The sequence below is a fragment of the Mesorhizobium sp. WSM1386 genome (assembly GCF_055901595.1).
In genome coordinates this window covers 3,970,514-3,987,165 of sequence record NZ_CM148373.1, presented here as the reverse complement: position 1 = coordinate 3,987,165, position 16,652 = coordinate 3,970,514, and the positions used below count along the sequence as shown (strand labels likewise).

Sequence of the window (16,652 nt, the reverse complement as noted above, 5' to 3'; positions counted from 1 at the left end):
CGCCACCGTGGGCGACTGCTTTTTTAATAGTCTTTCAAACCCTCTTGAGGCATTTGTCTTGCGAGGGGCATTCGATGCACGATATTTCCGAAGCTATAGGCGGGCGGGTTGGCGCTGGGGTCGATGGCGCCTTCTCCAACCTTTTGGTCGATGCATTTTTTCGGCACTGTACTGTTCATGCGGTAGCGCTGTTTACGCTCGGATTGGGTTTTGTCGTCGGCGGCAGAGTTGGAAACCTGCCGGATTTCGGATTACTTTACGAATACACTTTCTATCTGGTGGTTTACTTCTGGATAGCCGGATGCGCATACGCGACCTTCCGGCTGTTCTGGCTGGCGTTTGTCGATCGTGCCAGGTCGCCGCTTCGCATGTTGTTGCGTCCGCTCCAGCAGATGCTGACCGATCGAAATCGCATTGCCAACGGCATCAACGGCCTTGCCGCGATGCTGGTTTTTATGTCGGGCTTCGTGGTGCTGAAGGGAGCGATCGCGGTGCTGGTGCCTTTCTCCTGGGACCAGACCCTCGCGCATTTCGGCGCCGGCCTGCATTTCGGCCGCACTCCCTATCAATGGCTCTGGTGGATCGTTGAAAGTCCGCTGGCCGTTCACCTTCTCAATTTCTGCTACAATTTCTGGTTCGCAGTGCTGGTCGCAATGGTCTTTTCAAGCGTCGCCGCCGCCCGCGACTCACTGCTGCGCCATCAGTTTCTGCTCAGCTTCATGCTGGTCTGGCTGGTTGGCGGCTTCTTCATCGCAATGGCATTCTCATCCGCGGGCCCGTGCTTTTATGCAAGGCTCGACCTTGGCGATCAGTATCAGCCGTTGATGGACGCGCTTGCGTCCGCGAACCGCCAGTATCCGATCTGGGCATTGTCCACGCAGGACAGGTTGTGGAGCGGCTATACGGGTTCGGCTTCGGGAACCATGGGCATATCGGCATTCCCCTCCATCCACGTCGCGACGTCGGTGCTCTTCGCTCTCTACCTGACGCGGTTATCGACCAGGCTCGGCATCGTGATGTGGATATTCGCAGCCATCATCATGCTCGGTTCGGTGGTGCTTGGCTGGCACTATGCCGTCGACGGCTACGCGGGCGCGCTTATTGCCGTCGCGATCTGGAAAATCACGGGCGGAGCATTGTCCCGGGTGCGCGCCTAATTTGCCACTTGGACGCTCTTGAGATGCTGCCGAATTGCATCCGCGCACTGCACCGAACTCAGAAGCGAGGCGTCGACTTCCAGATCGTAAACACCGGGCCGGTGCACCGCCTCCTGCCACAGACGCACCGGCAAAGGCACGGGATCGTCTGAAGAGCCGGTGACATAACCCCTGCCCGCCTCGCTGGCGGCTCGCCTTTCCATAATGACCTCAATCGGACAGCGAACGCCGACAAACAGCACCGGCAGGCCGGCGAGCCGGCGCGCGCAATCGGCCAGGATGTCGAGCGGTTTCGAATAGCCATCGTGATGACCGACATCCGCCACGACGTTCAGATCCAGCCGGCTATGGGCCGCGATCGATTCGTAGAGGGCGGCATAAAATCGCGGAACGAAGACTTCGAGGTCAGGGCGCTCGCCGCCGGGTCGCAGGCCTATTCCCGGACGATATCGCGGCGGCGTGATCTGCGCATAGCTGTCGACGCCCAGGTTCATCCACGGACCTTCAAAACGTTCCTGGATGGCCTGAGCGATGCTCGACTTGCCCGATCGCGGCGCGCCGTTGAGGATGATGATCTGGCCAGCCATATGCCACCTCTATGCCGCCACCTCTCTATATCAATGAAAAAAGCCCCGTTTCCGGGGCTTTTCGACTTTGATCAGGATCAGCCCTTGCGGGGCAGTTGTGGTACCAGGCTGCGCTTGCCGCCATCCTTGCCCTTGGGCTCCGGCTTCTGCGCCACCACTTTCTTCGCGGCAGGCTTCTTGGCCACGGCCTTGCGCGGCTTCGGGGCTTCTTCCGGCTCTTCCTTCTTCGGCTTCACCGGCGCTTCGTCGGCCAGCGATTCGAGTTTCAGGCCGGTCTCGCCGGTTTCCTTCTTCTCGACGGTGACACGCACCGTGCCGCCCTTCTTGAGCTTGCCGAACAGCACCTCGTCGGCCAACGGCTTCTTGATGTGCTCCTGGATGACACGGCCGAGCGGCCGTGCGCCCATGCGCTCGTCATAGCCCTTGTCGGCGAGCCATGCGATGGCATCCGGCGACAGGTCGAAGGTAACGCCACGCTCTGAGAGCTGGGCCTCGAGCTGCATGACGAACTTCTGCACCACCTGATGGATGACCGGCACCGGCAGCGAGCCGAACGGGATGATCGCATCGAGACGGTTGCGGAATTCCGGCGTGAACAGCCGGTTGATCGCCTCGACATCGTCGCCTTCACGCTTGGTCGATCCGAAACCGATCGCCGCGCGCTGCGCATCGGACGCGCCCGCATTGGTGGTCATGATCAGGATGACATTGCGGAAGTCGATCTGCTTGCCGTTATGGTCGGTCAGCTTGCCGTGGTCCATGACCTGCAACAGGATGTTGAACAGGTCCGGATGCGCCTTCTCGACCTCGTCGAGCAGCAGCACGCAGTGCGGATGCTGGTCGACGCCATCGGTCAAAAGACCACCCTGGTCGAAGCCGACATAGCCGGGAGGCGCGCCGATCAGCCGCGAAACGGTGTGGCGTTCCATATATTCCGACATGTCGAAGCGGATCAGCTCGACGCCGAGCGAGGCGGCCAACTGCTTGGCCACTTCGGTCTTGCCGACACCGGTAGGCCCCGAGAACAGGTAGGAGCCGATCGGCTTTTCCGGTTCGCGCAGGCCGGCACGGGCCAGCTTGATCGCCGAGGTCAGCGCGGTGATCGCGGTGTCCTGGCCGTAGACGACGCGCTTCAGCTCGATGTCGAGGCCCTGCAGCACCTTCTCGTCATCGGCCGAGACCGTCTTCGGCGGGATGCGGGCCATGGTGGCGATCGTTGCCTCGATCTCCTTGATGCCGATCGTCTTCTTGCGCTTGGCTTCCGGCACCAGCATCTGCGAAGCGCCGGTCTCGTCGATCACATCGATCGCCTTGTCCGGCAGCTTGCGGTCGTTGATGTAGCGCGCCGACAGCTCGACCGAGGCCTTGATGGCTTCGCTCGTGTAGCGGACCTTGTGGAACTCCTCGAAATAGGGCTTCAAGCCCTTCATGATCTCGATGGCATCCTCGATGGTCGGCTCGTTGACGTCGATCTTCTGGAAGCGCCGCACCAAGGCACGGTCCTTTTCGAAGAACTGGCGGAACTCCTTGTAAGTGGTCGAGCCGATGCAACGGATCGCACCCGACGACAGCGCCGGCTTCAACAGGTTCGACGCGTCCATGGCGCCGCCCGAAGTGGCGCCGGCACCGATCACGGTGTGGATCTCGTCGATGAACAGCACGGCACCCGGATAATCCTCGAGCTCCTTGACGACCTGCTTCAGCCGTTCCTCGAAATCACCGCGATAGCGCGTGCCGGCCAGAAGCGTGCCCATGTCGAGCGCGAAAATGGTGGCATTGTGCAGCACCTCGGGAACATCGCCTTCGACGATGCGCTTGGCGAGGCCTTCGGCGATCGCCGTCTTGCCGACGCCGGGGTCGCCGACATAGAGCGGATTGTTCTTCGAGCGGCGGCACAGCACCTGGATGGTGCGGTTGATCTCCGACTCGCGACCGATCAGCGGATCGATCTTGCCGGCCTTGGCCTTGTTGTTGAGATTGACGCAATATGCGGTCAGCGCATCCTGCTGCTGCTTCTTCTTGCCGCCTTCCTCTTGCGGCTCGGCGCCATTCTGGCCGCCCTGCTCATCATCGGCGCCGCGCGGCGAGCGCGTCTCGGAAGCGCCGGGGCGCTTGGCGATGCCGTGCGAGATGTAGTTGACCGCGTCGTAGCGGGTCATCTGCTGTTCCTGCAGGAAATAGGCGGCATGGCTCTCGCGCTCGGCGAAGATGGCAACGAGCACGTTGGCGCCCGACACTTCCTCGCGGCCCGATGACTGCACGTGGATCACAGCGCGCTGGATGACGCGCTGGAAACCGGCGGTCGGCTTGGAATCCTCGTCATAACCGGTGACCAGATTGTCGAGCTCTGTGTCGATATAGGTGAGAACGGTGTGCTTGAGCTCGTCGAGATCGACGTTGCAGGCGCGCATGACGGCGGCCGCCTCGGTGTCGTCGATCAACGCGAGCAGCAGGTGTTCAAGGGTTGCATATTCATGGTGCCGCTCATTGGCGAGCGTCAGCGCTTGGTGAAGCGCCTTTTCCAGGCCTTGGGAGAAAGCCGGCATGTTACCTCACTTCTTCTCCATCACGCATTGCAGCGGATGCTGATTCTGTCGGGCGAAATCCATGACCTGAGACACTTTGGTCTCGGCCACCTCGAATGTATAGACCCCGCACTCGCCCACCCCATGATTGTGAACATGAAGCATGATGCGTGTGGCAGCTTCGCGGTCCTTCTGGAAAAAACGCTCCAGCACGTGAACCACGAACTCCATCGGAGTGTAGTCGTCGTTAAGAATGAGGACCCGGTAAAGGCTAGGCTTCTTGGTCTTGGTTTTTGTGCGCGTGATGACGGCCGTCCCGCGGCCGGCCTCATTGCCGTCGCCGCCGCCGTTTTGCATCCGCGCCACCTGTCTCGTGGCAGTCAAACCGATCGTCACGTAATCCTGCCTCTTTCGAATCCTCATGCGAGCTCAACATGTAGGTGTTCGATGGACGATTTTAAGCCCTTCTGGTTAGCTGACAATATGGCTAGGTGACCAAACTTCGCGGATTTTCGCAATCGTGAAGGGGCGCGAGGCACTGGATAGCAAATCGACATGAAAAAACCCGGCCGCGCTCGCGCAACCGGGTCTTGTCCCGACCCAAAGGGCCGGATCTCGCTGTCGTCGTGAGGCGAAGCTACTTCGCCCGGGCGAAATTACTTCGCCTTGGCAACGATCGATTCGAACGGCTTATAGGCTTCCTTGGCGAGTTCGGCATAGAGGTCGCCGATCTTGGTGGCCTCGGCGACGAATGCCTCGTAGGACTGCTTGGCATAGTCGGACTGGATTTCGATGGCCTTGTCGAGCGACTTGGCAGAGAGCAGCTTCTCGGCAGCGGCACTGCCGGCTTCGAAACTCTTCTTGGTGTATTCGCCGGCCTCGGTTGCGATCGCCTGAGCGCCCTTGGAGAGCGAAGCGAAGCTCTTCAATCCGGTATCGGCAAACTCTTTGCCGTATTTGCTGAAGTCCTCATAGGTCTGGGTCATTTCGCGATTCCCTTGACGGTTGAGGCGTCCTTCTTCGGGGCGCCCTTGTGCAATGCACTAGAATATATTGTGCGCCGCACAAAAGTCAATATTTCGCCTGCGTTCAGAGGCCGCCTGCGCAGGCAATGCCTAAAAATCAAATAAAGTGAGTTTCAAGCCCGAAGAAAATGGTGAACGCGGCGGTTACCATAAACGGATTGGTAACGCTGGCCCGCTAGCTTGGCTGAAAGTGCGGCAGGACCCTTTGCCGCCTTCAGCGCAACGAAGAATTCAAGGTAAACATCAGTGCGTAAGGCGTTGTTGGGCATCGTTTCCAGATCCAATTCCCCCCTCAAAGCGATCATGGTCCTCGCCTTGGCGTTGACATTCGTTTGCGCTGACGTTGCCTCGTCGCTGGCGGCGCGGCAGGCAGCCATTGTCGTGGACGCCAAGACCGGCAAGGTGCTGTACTCCGCAGACGCCAATGGCAGGCGCTATCCGGCATCGCTGACCAAGATGATGACGCTTTACCTGACCTTCGAAGCTCTGGCGAAGGGCAAGATCAGCAGGAACACGCCTGTCGTGTTTTCGGCCAAGGCATCCGCCGAGGCGCCGACGAAACTCGGCGTGAAGCCGGGCGGTTCGGTCACGGTCGACACCGCCATTCTGTCGATAGTCACCAAGTCGGCCAACGACTCGGCGACAGCGCTTGGCGAAATGATTGGCGGCAACGAGACCAATTTTGCCCGCATGATGACCGCCAAGGCGCGCCAGCTCGGCATGAACGGCACCGTGTTCCGCAATGCCAACGGCCTGCCGGACCCCGGCCAGTTCACCACCGCGCGCGACATGGCGACGCTCGGCATCGCGCTGCGCGAGCATTTCCCCCAATATTACGGCTATTTCTCGCAGCGGTCCTTCCTCTATGGCCGCCAGCGCATCAACGGCCACAACCGCCTGCTCGGGCGCATCAAGGGCGTGGACGGCATCAAGACCGGCTACACACGCGCCTCCGGCTTCAATCTCGTCTCCTCCGTGTCCGACGGCAATCGCCGCCTTGTTGCCGTCGTCATGGGCGGCACGTCGGGCGGCAGCCGCGACAACCAGATGGCGGCTCTGATCAACACCTATATGCCGCGGGCTTCGACCCGCGGCGGCGGCGATCTGGTCGCCAAGGCTGATAGCAATCCGATCAGGGCGCTGGCCAAGGTCCTGCTGCCCAAGCACGACGCGCCGACGCCGGACGAAAAGCCGGTGGCTGTTGCAAGCGACGATACTGCCGTCGCCGCAGACGCTACCGTCGCGCAGGGCGACAGCAATGCCGAGGACAGCAGCGCGGAGGACGACGCCACGGTCGAAGAACCCAAGCTGGTCGTTCCGGCCAAAAAGGTGAAGACGGTCATCGTCTCCGCCCCCAAGGTCGCCACCGCACAGGTCGTGGCCGCCTATGCCGAGCCGACGCCCGCGCCTGCACCTGCTGTCGATCCGGTCAACACCGCGTCGGTGCCCTCGGGCTGGGCCATCCAGGTCGCTTCCTCGCCCAAGCAGTCCGAAGCCCAGGCTTTCCTCGACAAGGCCAGCAAGCAGGCGCCCAAGGTGCTGGCCGATGCCGCCGGCTTCACCGTCGCCTTCGACAAGGATGGCGTCACCTACTATCGCGCGCGCTTCGGCGGCTTCGGTTCGAAGACCGCTGCCTGGAAGGCCTGCACCGCTTTGAAGAAGAAGAGCATCGAGTGCTACGCCGTCCAGCAATAGGACGGCGTGCACACAATCTCCCGGAAAATTTTTGCGTCGAAGGAGACTAGTTGTGATTGGAGAGCAAGACGTCCTTGGCTTCGTTGATTCGCGCCGCCAGGAAAGACGTGCCGCCGATATCGGGGTGCAGGCGCTGCATCAGGCGGCGGTGCGCCTTGCGGACATCCGCCGCGGCGGCCCCCGCTTCAAGACCAAGGACCTTGTAGGCCTCCTCCTTAGTCATGGCGCCAGGACCTGGCGCAACACCCAGCCCTTCGCCACCGTTCGTCTCAGTGTTTTTGCGCCAGACGGGAAATCTGCCGTCAAGATACGCCTCTAGCAACTGCCGGCTCTCCGGATCGCCGGAGAGTTCGCGGTAGAGATGCTGCAATTCCGAAAGACCCATGGCGCCAAGCATCTTGCCGTCATGGCGGCCTGCCAGGACCAGCCCTTCGAGACCGCCCGAATTGTGATCCAGTTCCATCTCGAGTGCCGCTGTCCGCACTGTCGAGCGTTTTCCAGGCGTCGGCTTGGCATTTGGCCGGCCTGCACGCGTCACGCCATACCAGCCGATCGCCACGAACAGGATGATGCCGCCGATCCCGCTGCGCCCGACCAGCAGCACGGCGCCGCCCACCAGGGCCAGCAGGATCGGCCCCAATGTTCTCGTCGAACTGGCGAGCCTGGCCGGATCGGCGCGAAGAAACGCCGAGGCTACCATCAGCAGCACCAGCAGCAATGCGACCAGGACGATAATTACGCCTAACATTTCCCACCGCCCCGCGGATTCCCTGCCCGCCTGGACAGCCACGTCACTTCCTTCAACACTTTTTCTGCGCCGGAATCATGGCCTCCCTCCGATCGGAAGAGGGCGTTGGCCCAGCCAACGCGGCGGCCCTTGTCGACTTCGACAGCTTTTCATCGCGCATGAATTTCAAGATGTGGCGTTGTCTCGCCGCTTGCAAGTCCAGTACGGAGCAAGACGGAGGGCCAGCGGACGGCTAGAGCATGTCGCCCAAAAGCGAACTCAGACCCGAAGCGCGCCGCGTGAACCCGTTTCAGCGCGAAGCGCTTTAGAGCAAACCGAGATCGGCAAGCTCACGCCTGAGCTTCGGCGGCATCTCCACCAGCCCGGCCTTGCCTTTGCCGAGATCGGCCGGCGCGTCCGACGGCTTCAGATAGCGCCAGCCTTGAAAAGCCCGGCGCGGCTGCCAGTCGGTGCGAATGACCCGCGGGTCGAGCATCAAATGGCAGCGGCCGGTACCTTCGTCATCGGTGAATGGCCGGATCTCCGTGATCAGCTGGCGGCACTGCACATTGCCCTTGATCACCCAGTAGAGCGAACCGCCATCGGTGACCTCTTGCCCACGCGTCGGCACCATGCGGGTCGTGTGCCAGTGTTCGACCGGATCACCGGCCCGGCGCCTTTCGTCGAGACGGAACTCGATCCATTCCTCAAGATCCTCGACGCTGTCGCAGCCGACGCAAAGTTTTAGAAGATTGAGAGCCATTCGCTAAGGTTAGTCCGGAGCGCCGGGACGTCAACGGCCTGACGGACTTCTCCACAGTGCCGGTTTAGGCCAGAACCTCAGCACTCCACGACATTGACGGCGAGACCGCCAAGGCTGGTTTCCTTGTACTTCTCGTTCATATCGAGGCCGGTCTGGCGCATGGTCTCGATCGCGGCGTCGAGCGGCACGAAATGCACGCCGTCGCCCTTGATCGCCAGCGACGCGGCGGTCACGGCCTTGACCGCGCCCAGCGCGTTGCGCTCGATGCATGGCACCTGCACCAGCCCGCCGACCGGATCGCAGGTCATGCCGAGATGATGTTCGAGCGCGATCTCGGCGGCATTCTCGACCTGCTCGGGCGTGCCGCCCATGACGGCGCACAGGCCGGCCGCGGCCATTGCCGAGGCAGAGCCCACCTCGCCCTGGCAGCCGACCTCGGCGCCCGAGATCGACGCGTTGGTCTTGATGATGCCGCCGACGGCTGCCGCCGTCAGCAGGAAGTCGCGGATGCTAGGCTGGTCGGCCTCGGGGTGGAAATGCAGCCAGTAGCGCAGCACTGCCGGCAGCGTGCCCGCGGCCCCATTGGTCGGCGCGGTGACGACGCGGCCGCCGGCCGCATTCTCCTCATTGACCGCCATCGCGTAGATCGACAGCCAATCGTTGGCGAGCAGAGGGTTCGGCCGGTTCTGCTGCCATTGTTCCTGCAGCTTGTCGTGCAACATGCGCGCGCGGCGCCGCACCTTCAGCCCGCCAGGCATGATGCCGTCCTGCGAAAGGCCACGGTCGATGCAACCCTTCATGGCGCTCCAGATGGCGTCGAGGCCGGCGTCGAGTTCCTCGCGCGTCATCTGCGTTTCCTCGTTGACGCGCTTCAGTTCGGCGATGGAGAGCCCGCTCTTGGCCGCCATCTTCAGCATCTCGACGGCGTTCTTGAAGGGATAGGGCACCTTCTTGCCCTCGGTCGTCACCGACCCCTTGGCCTTCGTCCTCTGCAACTCTTCTTCCGAAACGACGAAGCCGCCGCCGATCGAATAGTAGATGCGCTTGAGCAGCAGGCGGCCGCCGGCGTCATAGGCGTAGAACGCCATGCCATTGGCATGTCCCGTGAGCGGTGTCTTGCGGTCGAGCACAAGATCGGTGGCCGGATCGAAACGGTAGGAGGGGTGACCGGGCGGTGAAATCGATCTGTCGGCGGTGATGCGGCTGACGATCTCGTCGGCCCTGTCGGGATCGACCGTTTGCGGGGTCTGGCCGGCAAGTCCCAGGATGACGGCGCGGTCGCTGCCATGGCCGATGCCGGTATAGGCGAGCGAACCATGCAGGCTGGCGCCGATGCGGTCGACCTTGGCGCCGGCGGGGCGCGGCCAGTCGTCCCCCGCGACCTCGTCGAGAAACCGCCGCGCGGCGGTCATCGGCCCCATCGTGTGGGAGCTCGAGGGGCCGATGCCGATCTTGAACAAGTCGAAAACCGAAAGGAACACGCTGTCTCCTGGATCACGTCGAGGATTACATATAGGAATTCCCAGGATGTTTCCGCTCTTTTGACAATCGCGGCGCGGCACCTGCCGACCTTGTTTGCTCCGGCAGCGACATCCGTTGCTTATCGCTCGATCCCGATGATCGAAGCGGTCACGCCGAATGTGATAAATTCAGCTCATGCGTGATTCCCTCGATCTTTCGACGGCCGATCTCGCGGCGCTGGGCCTCTTCCTCGCCGCGTGGCTGCTGCACACGCTCGCCTCCGACGGCCGGCTGGTCAGCCGCGTGTCGCTGACCACCGCGATGAACGCGCAACGCGAGACCTGGATGCGCACCATGGCCGAGCGCGAGATCCGCATCGTCGACACCGCCATCATGAGCGGCTTGCAGCAGGGAACCGCCTTCTTCGCCTCCAGTTCGCTGATCGCGCTCGGCGGCTGCTTTGCTCTGCTCGGTGCGTCCGACCGGGTACTCGAAGTGCTGAGCGACCTGCCTTTGGGCGGTGCGCCGTCACGCTCGGCCTTTCAGATAAAGGTGCTGGGACTGGTGCTGATCCTGGCCTTTTCCTTCTTCAAATTCGGCTGGGCCTACCGGCTGTTCAACTATTGCACGATCCTGATCGGCGCGGTGCCGATCCCGCATGGTGAAGCCTCGCGCAACCCGGTCACCGAAACGGCGGTGTGGCGCGCCGCGCAGATGAACATGCTGGCCGGCAAGCATTTCAACTCCGGCCTGCGCGGCGTGTTCTTCTCGATCGGCTATCTCGGCTGGTTCGTCGATCCGGTGGTGTTCGTGCTGTCGACGCTTCTGCTGCTGGCCGTGCTGGTGCGGCGCCAGTTCTTCTCGGCGGCGCGCCGCGCCGTCATCGGTCAGCCGCCCGGCGCCGGAAAGGGCCGGTCGATGCGGCCGGACAGCCAATAGGCGAACAATCCGATCCATTCGCGGATCGCCATGGTCGTATTCTCAAGTGAATCGGTCGCATTGTCGCGAAACAGGCCGACACCTTCCTTGCCCGAGGTGCGATAGTCGACCGGCCACGGGACGGTTGGGAAACCAGCCTTGTCGAACAGCGCCTTGGCCCGAGGCATGTGGAAGGCGGAGGTCACCAGCAGCCAGGTCTCGCCCGGCTTCGGTTCGACGAGCTTGCGGCTGAAGACCGCGTTTTCGTAGGTGTTGCGGGACTTGTCCTCAAGGACAAGACGATCGGCCGATACACCCAGTGGGCCGAGCAGGCGGGGCGCGGTGTCGGCGTCGCCCTCGCCATCAAGGAAAAGCGAACCGTTTCCGCCGGATACGACCACCTTGGCCTGCGGGAAGCGCCGGGCGAGGATTGCAGTCTCGACCATGCGATCGCCGCTGCTGCTCAATTCATAGCCGCCGCGCGCGAGGTTGATGGCGCCCTCGAACCCCCCGCCGAGCACGATGATGCCGTCGACCTTTTGCGGCAGCGGCGGCCGTGGAAAGCGTTCCTCCAGCGGATTGAGCATCATGGCGCCAAGCGACGTCCAGGCCGACAGCGCCAAAATCAGGAAGGCGAGCACGCTGCCGGTGACGGCCAGCCGCCGCCGCCCGCCCGTCCCGGCGATCAGCCCCGCCAAAAGCAGGAAGATCGTCAGGTTGAGCGGCTGGATGAAGAACCACAGGATCTTGGAAAGATAGTAGAACACGCTTTCCCCCTACGATCTGCCCCTACGATCTCAAAGTGCGGCGGGCGGCAAAGCGCCTGACGGCTTCCGCAACAGCCTCAGCCTCCGAACGATCGAGTTCCCGCCCGAACGAGATTGGCCCGCTTGCCGTGGCCAGGCGAACCACTTCCTTCAGTCCGGTGTCGTCGGTCGGATAGGTGTGTTCCAGAACCTCGGCAGTGAGCTGCCCGTTATATGTGAGGAAGGCGCGATCACGGAACGGACTGCCCCTGATTTCGCGGACGATCGTGTCTTTCGCGATCCGCAGCGTTTCGCCTCCCGATGCGAGCCAGATGAACTCCTTGCCGAGAAAATATGCGAGAAACCCGGCAATCGCCAGAAATGACATCAGGCCGAACAGACCGCTCGCGACCGTTACCGGCGATTTGTCGAACAGCCCCCATTTGGTGGTGACGGCGACGATTGCGATCGAGAGAAGAAGAAAGCCGACCCTGATGGCTGAACGCCTGGGCGGGTTTGTGATCAGCAGTTCATGTCCCGTCTCGATGATGGAAATGCGAGACGGGGGCGACATGCTACCACCACTTCTCCGGCTGGAACGTGCCTGCCGCCTGTTCGATGACGGCGGCCGTCTGGAACAGCGTCTCTTCCTCGAACGGCCTGCCGATCAGCTGCAGGCCAAGCGGCAGCCCCTTGGGATCGAGTCCGGCGGGCACTGCGATGCCGGGCAAGCCGGCCATGTTCACGGTGACCGTGAAAATGTCGTTGAGGTACATCTTGACCGGATCGGCGGCCATGTCCTCGTCGGCGATGCCGAAGGCTGCGGACGGCGTCGCCGGGGTCAGGACGACGTCGATGCCGGCAGCGAAGACGTTCTCGAAGTCGCGCTTGATCAGGTTGCGCACCTTCTGCGCCTGCAGATAATAGGCATCGTAATAGCCGGCCGACAGCACATAGGTGCCGATCATGATGCGGCGCTTGACCTCGCGGCCGAAGCCGGCGGCACGGGTCTTCTCGTACATCTCGACGATGTCCTTGCCCGGCACGCGCAGGCCGTAGCGGACGCCGTCATAGCGCGCCAGGTTGGACGACGCCTCGGCCGGCGCCACGATGTAATAGGCCGGCAGCGCGTATTTGGTGTGCGGCAGGGAAATGTCGACGATCTCGGCGCCGGCGTCCCTGAGCCACGCAATGCCCTTCTGCCACAGTGCCTCGATCTCCTCGGGCATGCCGTCGACGCGGTATTCCTTGGGAATGCCGACCTTCATGCCCTTGATCGGCTTGCCGATCGCCGCTTCATAGTCGGGCACCGGCCGGTCGACCGAAGTGGTGTCCTTCGGATCGACGGAGGCCATGGATTTGAGCAGGATCGCGGCATCGCGCACGTCGCGGGCGATCGGTCCGGCCTGGTCGAGCGACGAGGCGAAGGCGACGATGCCCCAGCGCGAGCAACGGCCATAGGTCGGCTTGATGCCGACCGTACCGGTGAAGGCGGCCGGCTGGCGGATCGAGCCGCCAGTGTCCGTCGCCGTGGCGCCGGCGCACAGGAACGCCGAGACGGCGGTCGCCGAGCCGCCGGAAGAGCCACCCGGCACCAGCTGCGCATTGTCCAGGCTACGCTGCGTTTTCGTGCCGCCGGCCGATACGAAGCCGCCGTCGCCCTGATGCGTCGTCGGCATCACCACCGTGTCGAGGCGCGAACGCCGCCACGGATTGATGACCGGGCCATAGTACGAAGTCTCGTTGGACGAGCCCATGGCGAATTCGTCCATGTTGAGCTTGCCTAGCATGACCGCGCCGTCGGCCCACAGATTGGCGGTGACGGTCGATTCATAGCGCGGCTTGAAGCCGTCGAGCACATGGCTGCAGGCCTGGGTGTGCACACCGTCGGTGCCGAACAGATCCTTGATCCCCAGCGGAATGCCTTCCAGCGCGCCGCCCTCGCCCTTGACCAGCCTGGCGTCGGACGCCTTGGCCATGTCGCGCGCCTTGTCGCCGGTCACCGCCACATAGGCATTGAGCGCCGGATTGGCGCGATCGATCGCCGAGAGATAGGCGTCGGTGATCTCGGTCGCGGTGATTTCCTTGCCGCGCAGCTTGGCGCGGGCCTGCGAAATCGTCAGTCGGGTGAGGTCGCTCATCAAAGGCTCTTTTCGTAAAACACCGACCACTGGGAATCGGGATAATCCAGCACCGGGCCGCAGCGTGAGAACCCGGCACGTTCATAGACGGTCCATGCCGCGGGATGACGATCGCCCGTCTCCAGCACCAGCCGCTTCAGTCCTTCCTGCCGCGCCAACGCCTCGACCCGCTCGACGATGGCGGCGCCGATCTTGCGGCCGCGATGCGAAGGCCGCGTGTACATGCGCTTGACCTCGCCGATGGTATCGCCATGGCGCTTCAGCGCGCCACAGCCAATGGCGACACCGTTGTCGCGGGCGATGAAAACGGTCGTGTCCTGGCCGGCCATCTGCTCGACCGTCATGTGGTAGCAGTGCTCCGGCGGCGTCAGTTCGAGCAAGGTCTCGTTGAGTTCCTTGACCAGGCCGCGCACGTCGTCCTGCAGCGGCGTCTCGATGGCGATCTCGATTGCCATCGGCGCCTTACTCCACGACCTTCGGTACGAGGAAGAAATTCTCTTCGGTGGCCGGCGCGTTGGCGACGATGTCGGCCGCCTTGTTGCCGTCGGTGACGACATCGCCGCGCTTCTTCATCTCCATCGGCGTCACCGAGGTCATCGGCTCGACGCCGGAAACATCGACCTCGTTGAGCTGTTCGACAAAGCCGAGGATGGCGTTCAGCTCGTCGGTCATGCGTTCTGCATCCTCTTCGCTCACCGCGATGCGGGCGAGACGCGCGACGCGCTTCACTGTCTGAAGATCAACGGACATGTATTTGCCTCGGGGAAAAACCAGTCCGGGCTATAGCGGCGCCGCGCGCGGCACGCAACATGCATCGTATCGGAAGCGATGCTAGGTTACGGCAGCGCTAGCCCGATCCTTGGGGCGGCGCAACGGATTGGGCAATTCGAAAAAGCGCTGCTTTGCCGGGCACATGCCGCAAGCAGCCTCATCCTCCAGTGCGGCGAACGTCTGCAGTTCGGCATTGGAGCAACCGGGATCGAGCGGCCGGTAGGCGAGATACGGGTCCCACTTCTCGGACAGCCGGTACTTTCCCTTCTGCATCGGCAGATAGGCGAGCGGCGCGCATTTCCAGATCTGGCCGTCATGCAACTGCTTGCAGTGGCGAGCCGGGCAGATTTCCCAGCTGGAACGAGGATCGCCATCATCGAAAGGCGCCATCGCATTGCCGAAGCCTTCGTAGCGCCGGGTCCAGTTCTTGTCCGACGGACGCAGTTCGATCAGGACCTTGTGGTCCCGCCGCCACGCCTCCAGCAGATCGAAAACCGGTTTCAGCCTCTCCCGATATTCTTCGGAATCGTGATGGACCGAGACGATCAGCCGCGCGTCGGGATCGGCGGCCAGGATGGCTGGCAATGTCGGGTGACGATGGAGGAAGAAGCCGTTGCTGACGATTTCCATGCTGGCACGCGGCCAGTGCCGCCGCACAAGCCCGACGAAACTCGGCAGTTGCGGATGGATGCTGGGTTCGCCGCCCAGCAAGGTGAACCGCTTGACCGAGACGCGCCGGCTCCACAGCCCCATCCAGCGGTCCGCCTCATCGAGCGAGACGGTGCCGGAATGCGCATGATTGGAATAGTGCGAGCAGCTTTCGCACGACAGGTTGCAGCCATGCGCGACATGCAGTTCCAGTCTCCGGAACACAGGCCGCTCGCCGCCAAGAAGCGATCTTACACGGCTCAGTATCGTCATGGCAGGGCAACGCCCTCGCACAGATAATAGCTGCCGCTGTTGCCGCTCGCCTCGCTTTCGTCGTCGATGGGCCGGACCGACACGAGGTCGATCTGCGTCGGGCTGGTCTGCGTCACCGACAGGACATCTGGAAAGACATAACCCGGTTCCTGGCAGATCGCCGTCACCGCCCAGCTTGGAGAACGCGTCGCCTTGCTGACCTGCAGAAACTCGCAATTGTATTCGACGCCTTGCAGGCCGTGCGCCGAAAGCACGATGTTGCCGGTGTCGATCAGTGCCTGCAGCGTGTCCTTCTTTGCCTGTGCGCAAAGTTCTTCCGACCGGAGATAAACCCCTTCGATGAAATCATCCGCGGCAAGCGCGGGGGATGCCGCGACAAACATCGACACGCAAAGAGATCGCCCCAACGCCATGGATTTGTTCCGCTTTGGCTGTTTCTAGATCGCAATCGTCTCGCCGATTTTCGGCAACGCAACCTTCACCCCGGACCCTTCCAGGCCGGCCTCGAATTTCTCGGCCGTCGGATCGATCATCGGAAAGGTGCCGAAGTGGCAAGGAACAACCGTCTCGAACTTGAAGAAGCGGCGGCAGGCAAGTGCCGCGACCGCACCGCCCATGGTGAAGCGGTCGCCGATCGGCACGATGCCGATCTTCGGCTCATGCAGCTCGTTGATCAGCGCCATGTCGGAAAAGATGTCGGTGTCGCCCATATGGTAGAGCGTCCTGTCTTCCGGGAAATGCAGAACCAGCCCACCCGGATTGCCGAGGTAGACGTTCCTGCCACCATCTTCGCCAAACGAGGAGGAGTGCAGCGCCTGGACGAATGTCGTGGTGAAGCCGCCGCAATCGACCGTGCCGCCGATGTTGCCGGGATTGATCTTCTTGTCGCTGACGCCTTTGCCGATCAGATACATGCAGATCTCGAAATTCGCGACCAACTGGGCGCCGCTTTTGCCGAGCACTTCCAGCGCACCGCTGATGTGGTCGCTGTGCCCGTGCGTCAGCAGCACATGCGTGATCCCCTCCGCCGGCCCTTCCCAGCCCCCCGTCCATGACGGATTTCCGATCAGATAGGGGTCGATGAGGATCTTGGCGTCGCCGGTTTCGATGCGGAAGGCCGAATGGCCGCACCAGGTCAGTTTCATGAATGCATTCCTCGATTTTTACCGTGCCAGAGGATAGAAGGCCGATGGCCCTGAGATCAACTCGAGATCA

General features: G+C 62.4%; 19 protein-coding genes. 3 read left to right on the top strand and 16 right to left on the bottom strand.

The window, feature by feature from the left end; all coding sequences use genetic code 11:
• Window positions 1–74: 74 nt before the first annotated feature.
• Window positions 75–1,157, top strand: a complete 1,083-nt coding sequence (locus AC0NIH_RS19535; protein ID WP_473460353.1) for a phosphatase PAP2 family protein — start codon at window positions 75–77, stop codon at window positions 1,155–1,157.
• On the opposite strand, the gene AC0NIH_RS19530 is transcribed toward AC0NIH_RS19535, so the two are convergent.
• The 5 genes from AC0NIH_RS19530 to AC0NIH_RS19510 form a co-directional block, all read right to left on the bottom strand.
• A complete protein-coding gene (locus AC0NIH_RS19530; RefSeq protein WP_473460355.1) occupies window positions 1,154–1,744 on the bottom strand; it encodes a chloramphenicol phosphotransferase CPT family protein in 591 nt (196 codons plus the stop codon). The genes AC0NIH_RS19535 and AC0NIH_RS19530 overlap by 4 nt on opposite strands.
• 77 nt (window positions 1,745–1,821) lie before the next feature.
• Complete coding sequence (gene clpA / locus AC0NIH_RS19525) at window positions 1,822–4,290, bottom strand: ATP-dependent Clp protease ATP-binding subunit ClpA (RefSeq protein ID WP_224687628.1); 2,469 nt, start codon at window positions 4,288–4,290, stop codon at window positions 1,822–1,824.
• 6 nt (window positions 4,291–4,296) lie between these two features.
• Window positions 4,297–4,626 carry an ATP-dependent Clp protease adapter ClpS gene (clpS, locus tag AC0NIH_RS19520; protein WP_010909565.1) on the bottom strand — a complete coding sequence of 110 codons (330 nt, stop codon included), beginning with the start codon at window positions 4,624–4,626 and terminating at the stop codon, window positions 4,297–4,299.
• A 299-nt stretch (window positions 4,627–4,925) separates the two neighbouring features.
• The gene (locus AC0NIH_RS19515) at window positions 4,926–5,255 is read right to left on the bottom strand and encodes a phasin family protein (protein ID WP_023764904.1); all 330 of its coding nucleotides are present in this window, start codon (window positions 5,253–5,255) and stop codon (window positions 4,926–4,928) included.
• 152 nt (window positions 5,256–5,407) lie between these two features.
• The gene (locus AC0NIH_RS19510) at window positions 5,408–5,599 is read right to left on the bottom strand and encodes a hypothetical protein (RefSeq protein ID WP_473460697.1); all 192 of its coding nucleotides are present in this window, start codon (window positions 5,597–5,599) and stop codon (window positions 5,408–5,410) included.
• Between AC0NIH_RS19510 and AC0NIH_RS19505 the strand changes: the two genes are divergently transcribed.
• Complete coding sequence (locus tag AC0NIH_RS19505) at window positions 5,541–6,989, top strand: D-alanyl-D-alanine carboxypeptidase (RefSeq protein WP_473460357.1); 1,449 nt, start codon at window positions 5,541–5,543, stop codon at window positions 6,987–6,989. The genes AC0NIH_RS19510 and AC0NIH_RS19505 overlap by 59 nt on opposite strands.
• A 46-nt stretch (window positions 6,990–7,035) precedes the next feature.
• On the opposite strand, the gene AC0NIH_RS19500 is transcribed toward AC0NIH_RS19505, so the two are convergent.
• The 3 genes from AC0NIH_RS19500 to AC0NIH_RS19490 all read right to left on the bottom strand — a co-directional run bounded on the left by AC0NIH_RS19500 (window position 7,036) and on the right by AC0NIH_RS19490 (window position 9,960).
• Window positions 7,036–7,737 (bottom strand): DnaJ domain-containing protein, encoded by a 702-nt coding sequence (locus AC0NIH_RS19500; RefSeq protein ID WP_473460359.1) that lies wholly within the window; start codon window positions 7,735–7,737, stop codon window positions 7,036–7,038.
• A gap of 304 nt (window positions 7,738–8,041) precedes the next feature.
• Window positions 8,042–8,479 carry a DUF1489 family protein gene (locus AC0NIH_RS19495; RefSeq protein WP_473460361.1) on the bottom strand — a complete coding sequence of 146 codons (438 nt, stop codon included), beginning with the start codon at window positions 8,477–8,479 and terminating at the stop codon, window positions 8,042–8,044.
• Between the two features lie 77 nt (window positions 8,480–8,556).
• Window positions 8,557–9,960 carry an L-serine ammonia-lyase gene (locus AC0NIH_RS19490; RefSeq protein WP_473460363.1) on the bottom strand — a complete coding sequence of 468 codons (1,404 nt, stop codon included), beginning with the start codon at window positions 9,958–9,960 and terminating at the stop codon, window positions 8,557–8,559.
• 175 nt (window positions 9,961–10,135) lie between these two features.
• On the opposite strand from AC0NIH_RS19490, the gene AC0NIH_RS19485 reads away from it, so the two are divergent.
• Window positions 10,136–10,879, top strand: a complete 744-nt coding sequence (locus tag AC0NIH_RS19485) for a DUF599 domain-containing protein (RefSeq protein WP_023764897.1) — start codon at window positions 10,136–10,138, stop codon at window positions 10,877–10,879.
• Here the strand turns inward: AC0NIH_RS19485 and AC0NIH_RS19480 are convergent.
• From AC0NIH_RS19480 to AC0NIH_RS19445, 8 genes are all read right to left on the bottom strand, one after another.
• A complete protein-coding gene (locus tag AC0NIH_RS19480) occupies window positions 10,828–11,625 on the bottom strand; it encodes a YdcF family protein (RefSeq protein ID WP_352690211.1) in 798 nt (265 codons plus the stop codon). The genes AC0NIH_RS19485 and AC0NIH_RS19480 overlap by 52 nt on opposite strands.
• A gap of 22 nt (window positions 11,626–11,647) precedes the next feature.
• The gene (locus AC0NIH_RS19475; RefSeq protein ID WP_473460365.1) at window positions 11,648–12,178 is read right to left on the bottom strand and encodes a hypothetical protein; all 531 of its coding nucleotides are present in this window, start codon (window positions 12,176–12,178) and stop codon (window positions 11,648–11,650) included.
• 1 nt (window position 12,179) lies between these two features.
• A complete protein-coding gene (locus tag AC0NIH_RS19470; protein WP_473460367.1) occupies window positions 12,180–13,745 on the bottom strand; it encodes an amidase in 1,566 nt (521 codons plus the stop codon).
• Window positions 13,745–14,200, bottom strand: coding sequence for a GNAT family N-acetyltransferase (locus AC0NIH_RS19465; RefSeq protein ID WP_473460369.1), 456 nt, complete (start codon window positions 14,198–14,200; stop codon window positions 13,745–13,747). The genes AC0NIH_RS19470 and AC0NIH_RS19465 overlap by 1 nt, the downstream gene beginning before the upstream one ends.
• 7 nt (window positions 14,201–14,207) lie before the next feature.
• Window positions 14,208–14,495: an Asp-tRNA(Asn)/Glu-tRNA(Gln) amidotransferase subunit GatC gene (gene gatC, locus AC0NIH_RS19460; protein ID WP_473460371.1), complete on the bottom strand. Its 288-nt coding sequence runs from the start codon at window positions 14,493–14,495 to the stop codon at window positions 14,208–14,210.
• A gap of 81 nt (window positions 14,496–14,576) precedes the next feature.
• Window positions 14,577–15,437: a radical SAM protein gene (locus tag AC0NIH_RS19455; RefSeq protein WP_473460373.1), complete on the bottom strand. Its 861-nt coding sequence runs from the start codon at window positions 15,435–15,437 to the stop codon at window positions 14,577–14,579.
• Window positions 15,434–15,850: a hypothetical protein gene (locus AC0NIH_RS19450; protein WP_473460375.1), complete on the bottom strand. Its 417-nt coding sequence runs from the start codon at window positions 15,848–15,850 to the stop codon at window positions 15,434–15,436. The genes AC0NIH_RS19455 and AC0NIH_RS19450 overlap by 4 nt, the downstream gene beginning before the upstream one ends.
• A gap of 24 nt (window positions 15,851–15,874) precedes the next feature.
• Window positions 15,875–16,582, bottom strand: a complete 708-nt coding sequence (locus tag AC0NIH_RS19445; protein ID WP_473460377.1) for a metal-dependent hydrolase — start codon at window positions 16,580–16,582, stop codon at window positions 15,875–15,877.
• Between the last annotated feature and the right edge of the window lie 70 nt (window positions 16,583–16,652).

What these genes read in the sequence shown, in the direction of transcription:
- clpS (WP_010909565.1), bottom strand. Translation starts at nt 4,626, where the DNA reads ATGCAAAACGGCGGCGGCGACGGCAATGAGGCCGGCCGCGGGACGGCC.
- AC0NIH_RS19500 (WP_473460359.1), bottom strand. Translation starts at nt 7,737, where the DNA reads ATGTTAGGCGTAATTATCGTCCTGGTCGCATTGCTGCTGGTGCTGCTG.
- AC0NIH_RS19475 (WP_473460365.1), bottom strand. Translation starts at nt 12,178, where the DNA reads ATGTCGCCCCCGTCTCGCATTTCCATCATCGAGACGGGACATGAACTG.
- AC0NIH_RS19535 (WP_473460353.1), top strand. Translation starts at nt 75, where the DNA reads ATGCACGATATTTCCGAAGCTATAGGCGGGCGGGTTGGCGCTGGGGTC.
- AC0NIH_RS19470 (WP_473460367.1), bottom strand. Translation starts at nt 13,745, where the DNA reads ATGAGCGACCTCACCCGACTGACGATTTCGCAGGCCCGCGCCAAGCTG.
- AC0NIH_RS19485 (WP_023764897.1), top strand. Translation starts at nt 10,136, where the DNA reads ATGCGTGATTCCCTCGATCTTTCGACGGCCGATCTCGCGGCGCTGGGC.
- AC0NIH_RS19455 (WP_473460373.1), bottom strand. Translation starts at nt 15,437, where the DNA reads ATGACGATACTGAGCCGTGTAAGATCGCTTCTTGGCGGCGAGCGGCCT.
- AC0NIH_RS19495 (WP_473460361.1), bottom strand. Translation starts at nt 8,479, where the DNA reads ATGGCTCTCAATCTTCTAAAACTTTGCGTCGGCTGCGACAGCGTCGAG.
- AC0NIH_RS19510 (WP_473460697.1), bottom strand. Translation starts at nt 5,599, where the DNA reads ATGATCGCTTTGAGGGGGGAATTGGATCTGGAAACGATGCCCAACAAC.
- AC0NIH_RS19530 (WP_473460355.1), bottom strand. Translation starts at nt 1,744, where the DNA reads ATGGCTGGCCAGATCATCATCCTCAACGGCGCGCCGCGATCGGGCAAG.
- AC0NIH_RS19465 (WP_473460369.1), bottom strand. Translation starts at nt 14,200, where the DNA reads ATGGCAATCGAGATCGCCATCGAGACGCCGCTGCAGGACGACGTGCGC.
- AC0NIH_RS19445 (WP_473460377.1), bottom strand. Translation starts at nt 16,582, where the DNA reads ATGAAACTGACCTGGTGCGGCCATTCGGCCTTCCGCATCGAAACCGGC.
- clpA (WP_224687628.1), bottom strand. Translation starts at nt 4,290, where the DNA reads ATGCCGGCTTTCTCCCAAGGCCTGGAAAAGGCGCTTCACCAAGCGCTG.
- gatC (WP_473460371.1), bottom strand. Translation starts at nt 14,495, where the DNA reads ATGTCCGTTGATCTTCAGACAGTGAAGCGCGTCGCGCGTCTCGCCCGC.
- AC0NIH_RS19450 (WP_473460375.1), bottom strand. Translation starts at nt 15,850, where the DNA reads ATGGCGTTGGGGCGATCTCTTTGCGTGTCGATGTTTGTCGCGGCATCC.
- AC0NIH_RS19515 (WP_023764904.1), bottom strand. Translation starts at nt 5,255, where the DNA reads ATGACCCAGACCTATGAGGACTTCAGCAAATACGGCAAAGAGTTTGCC.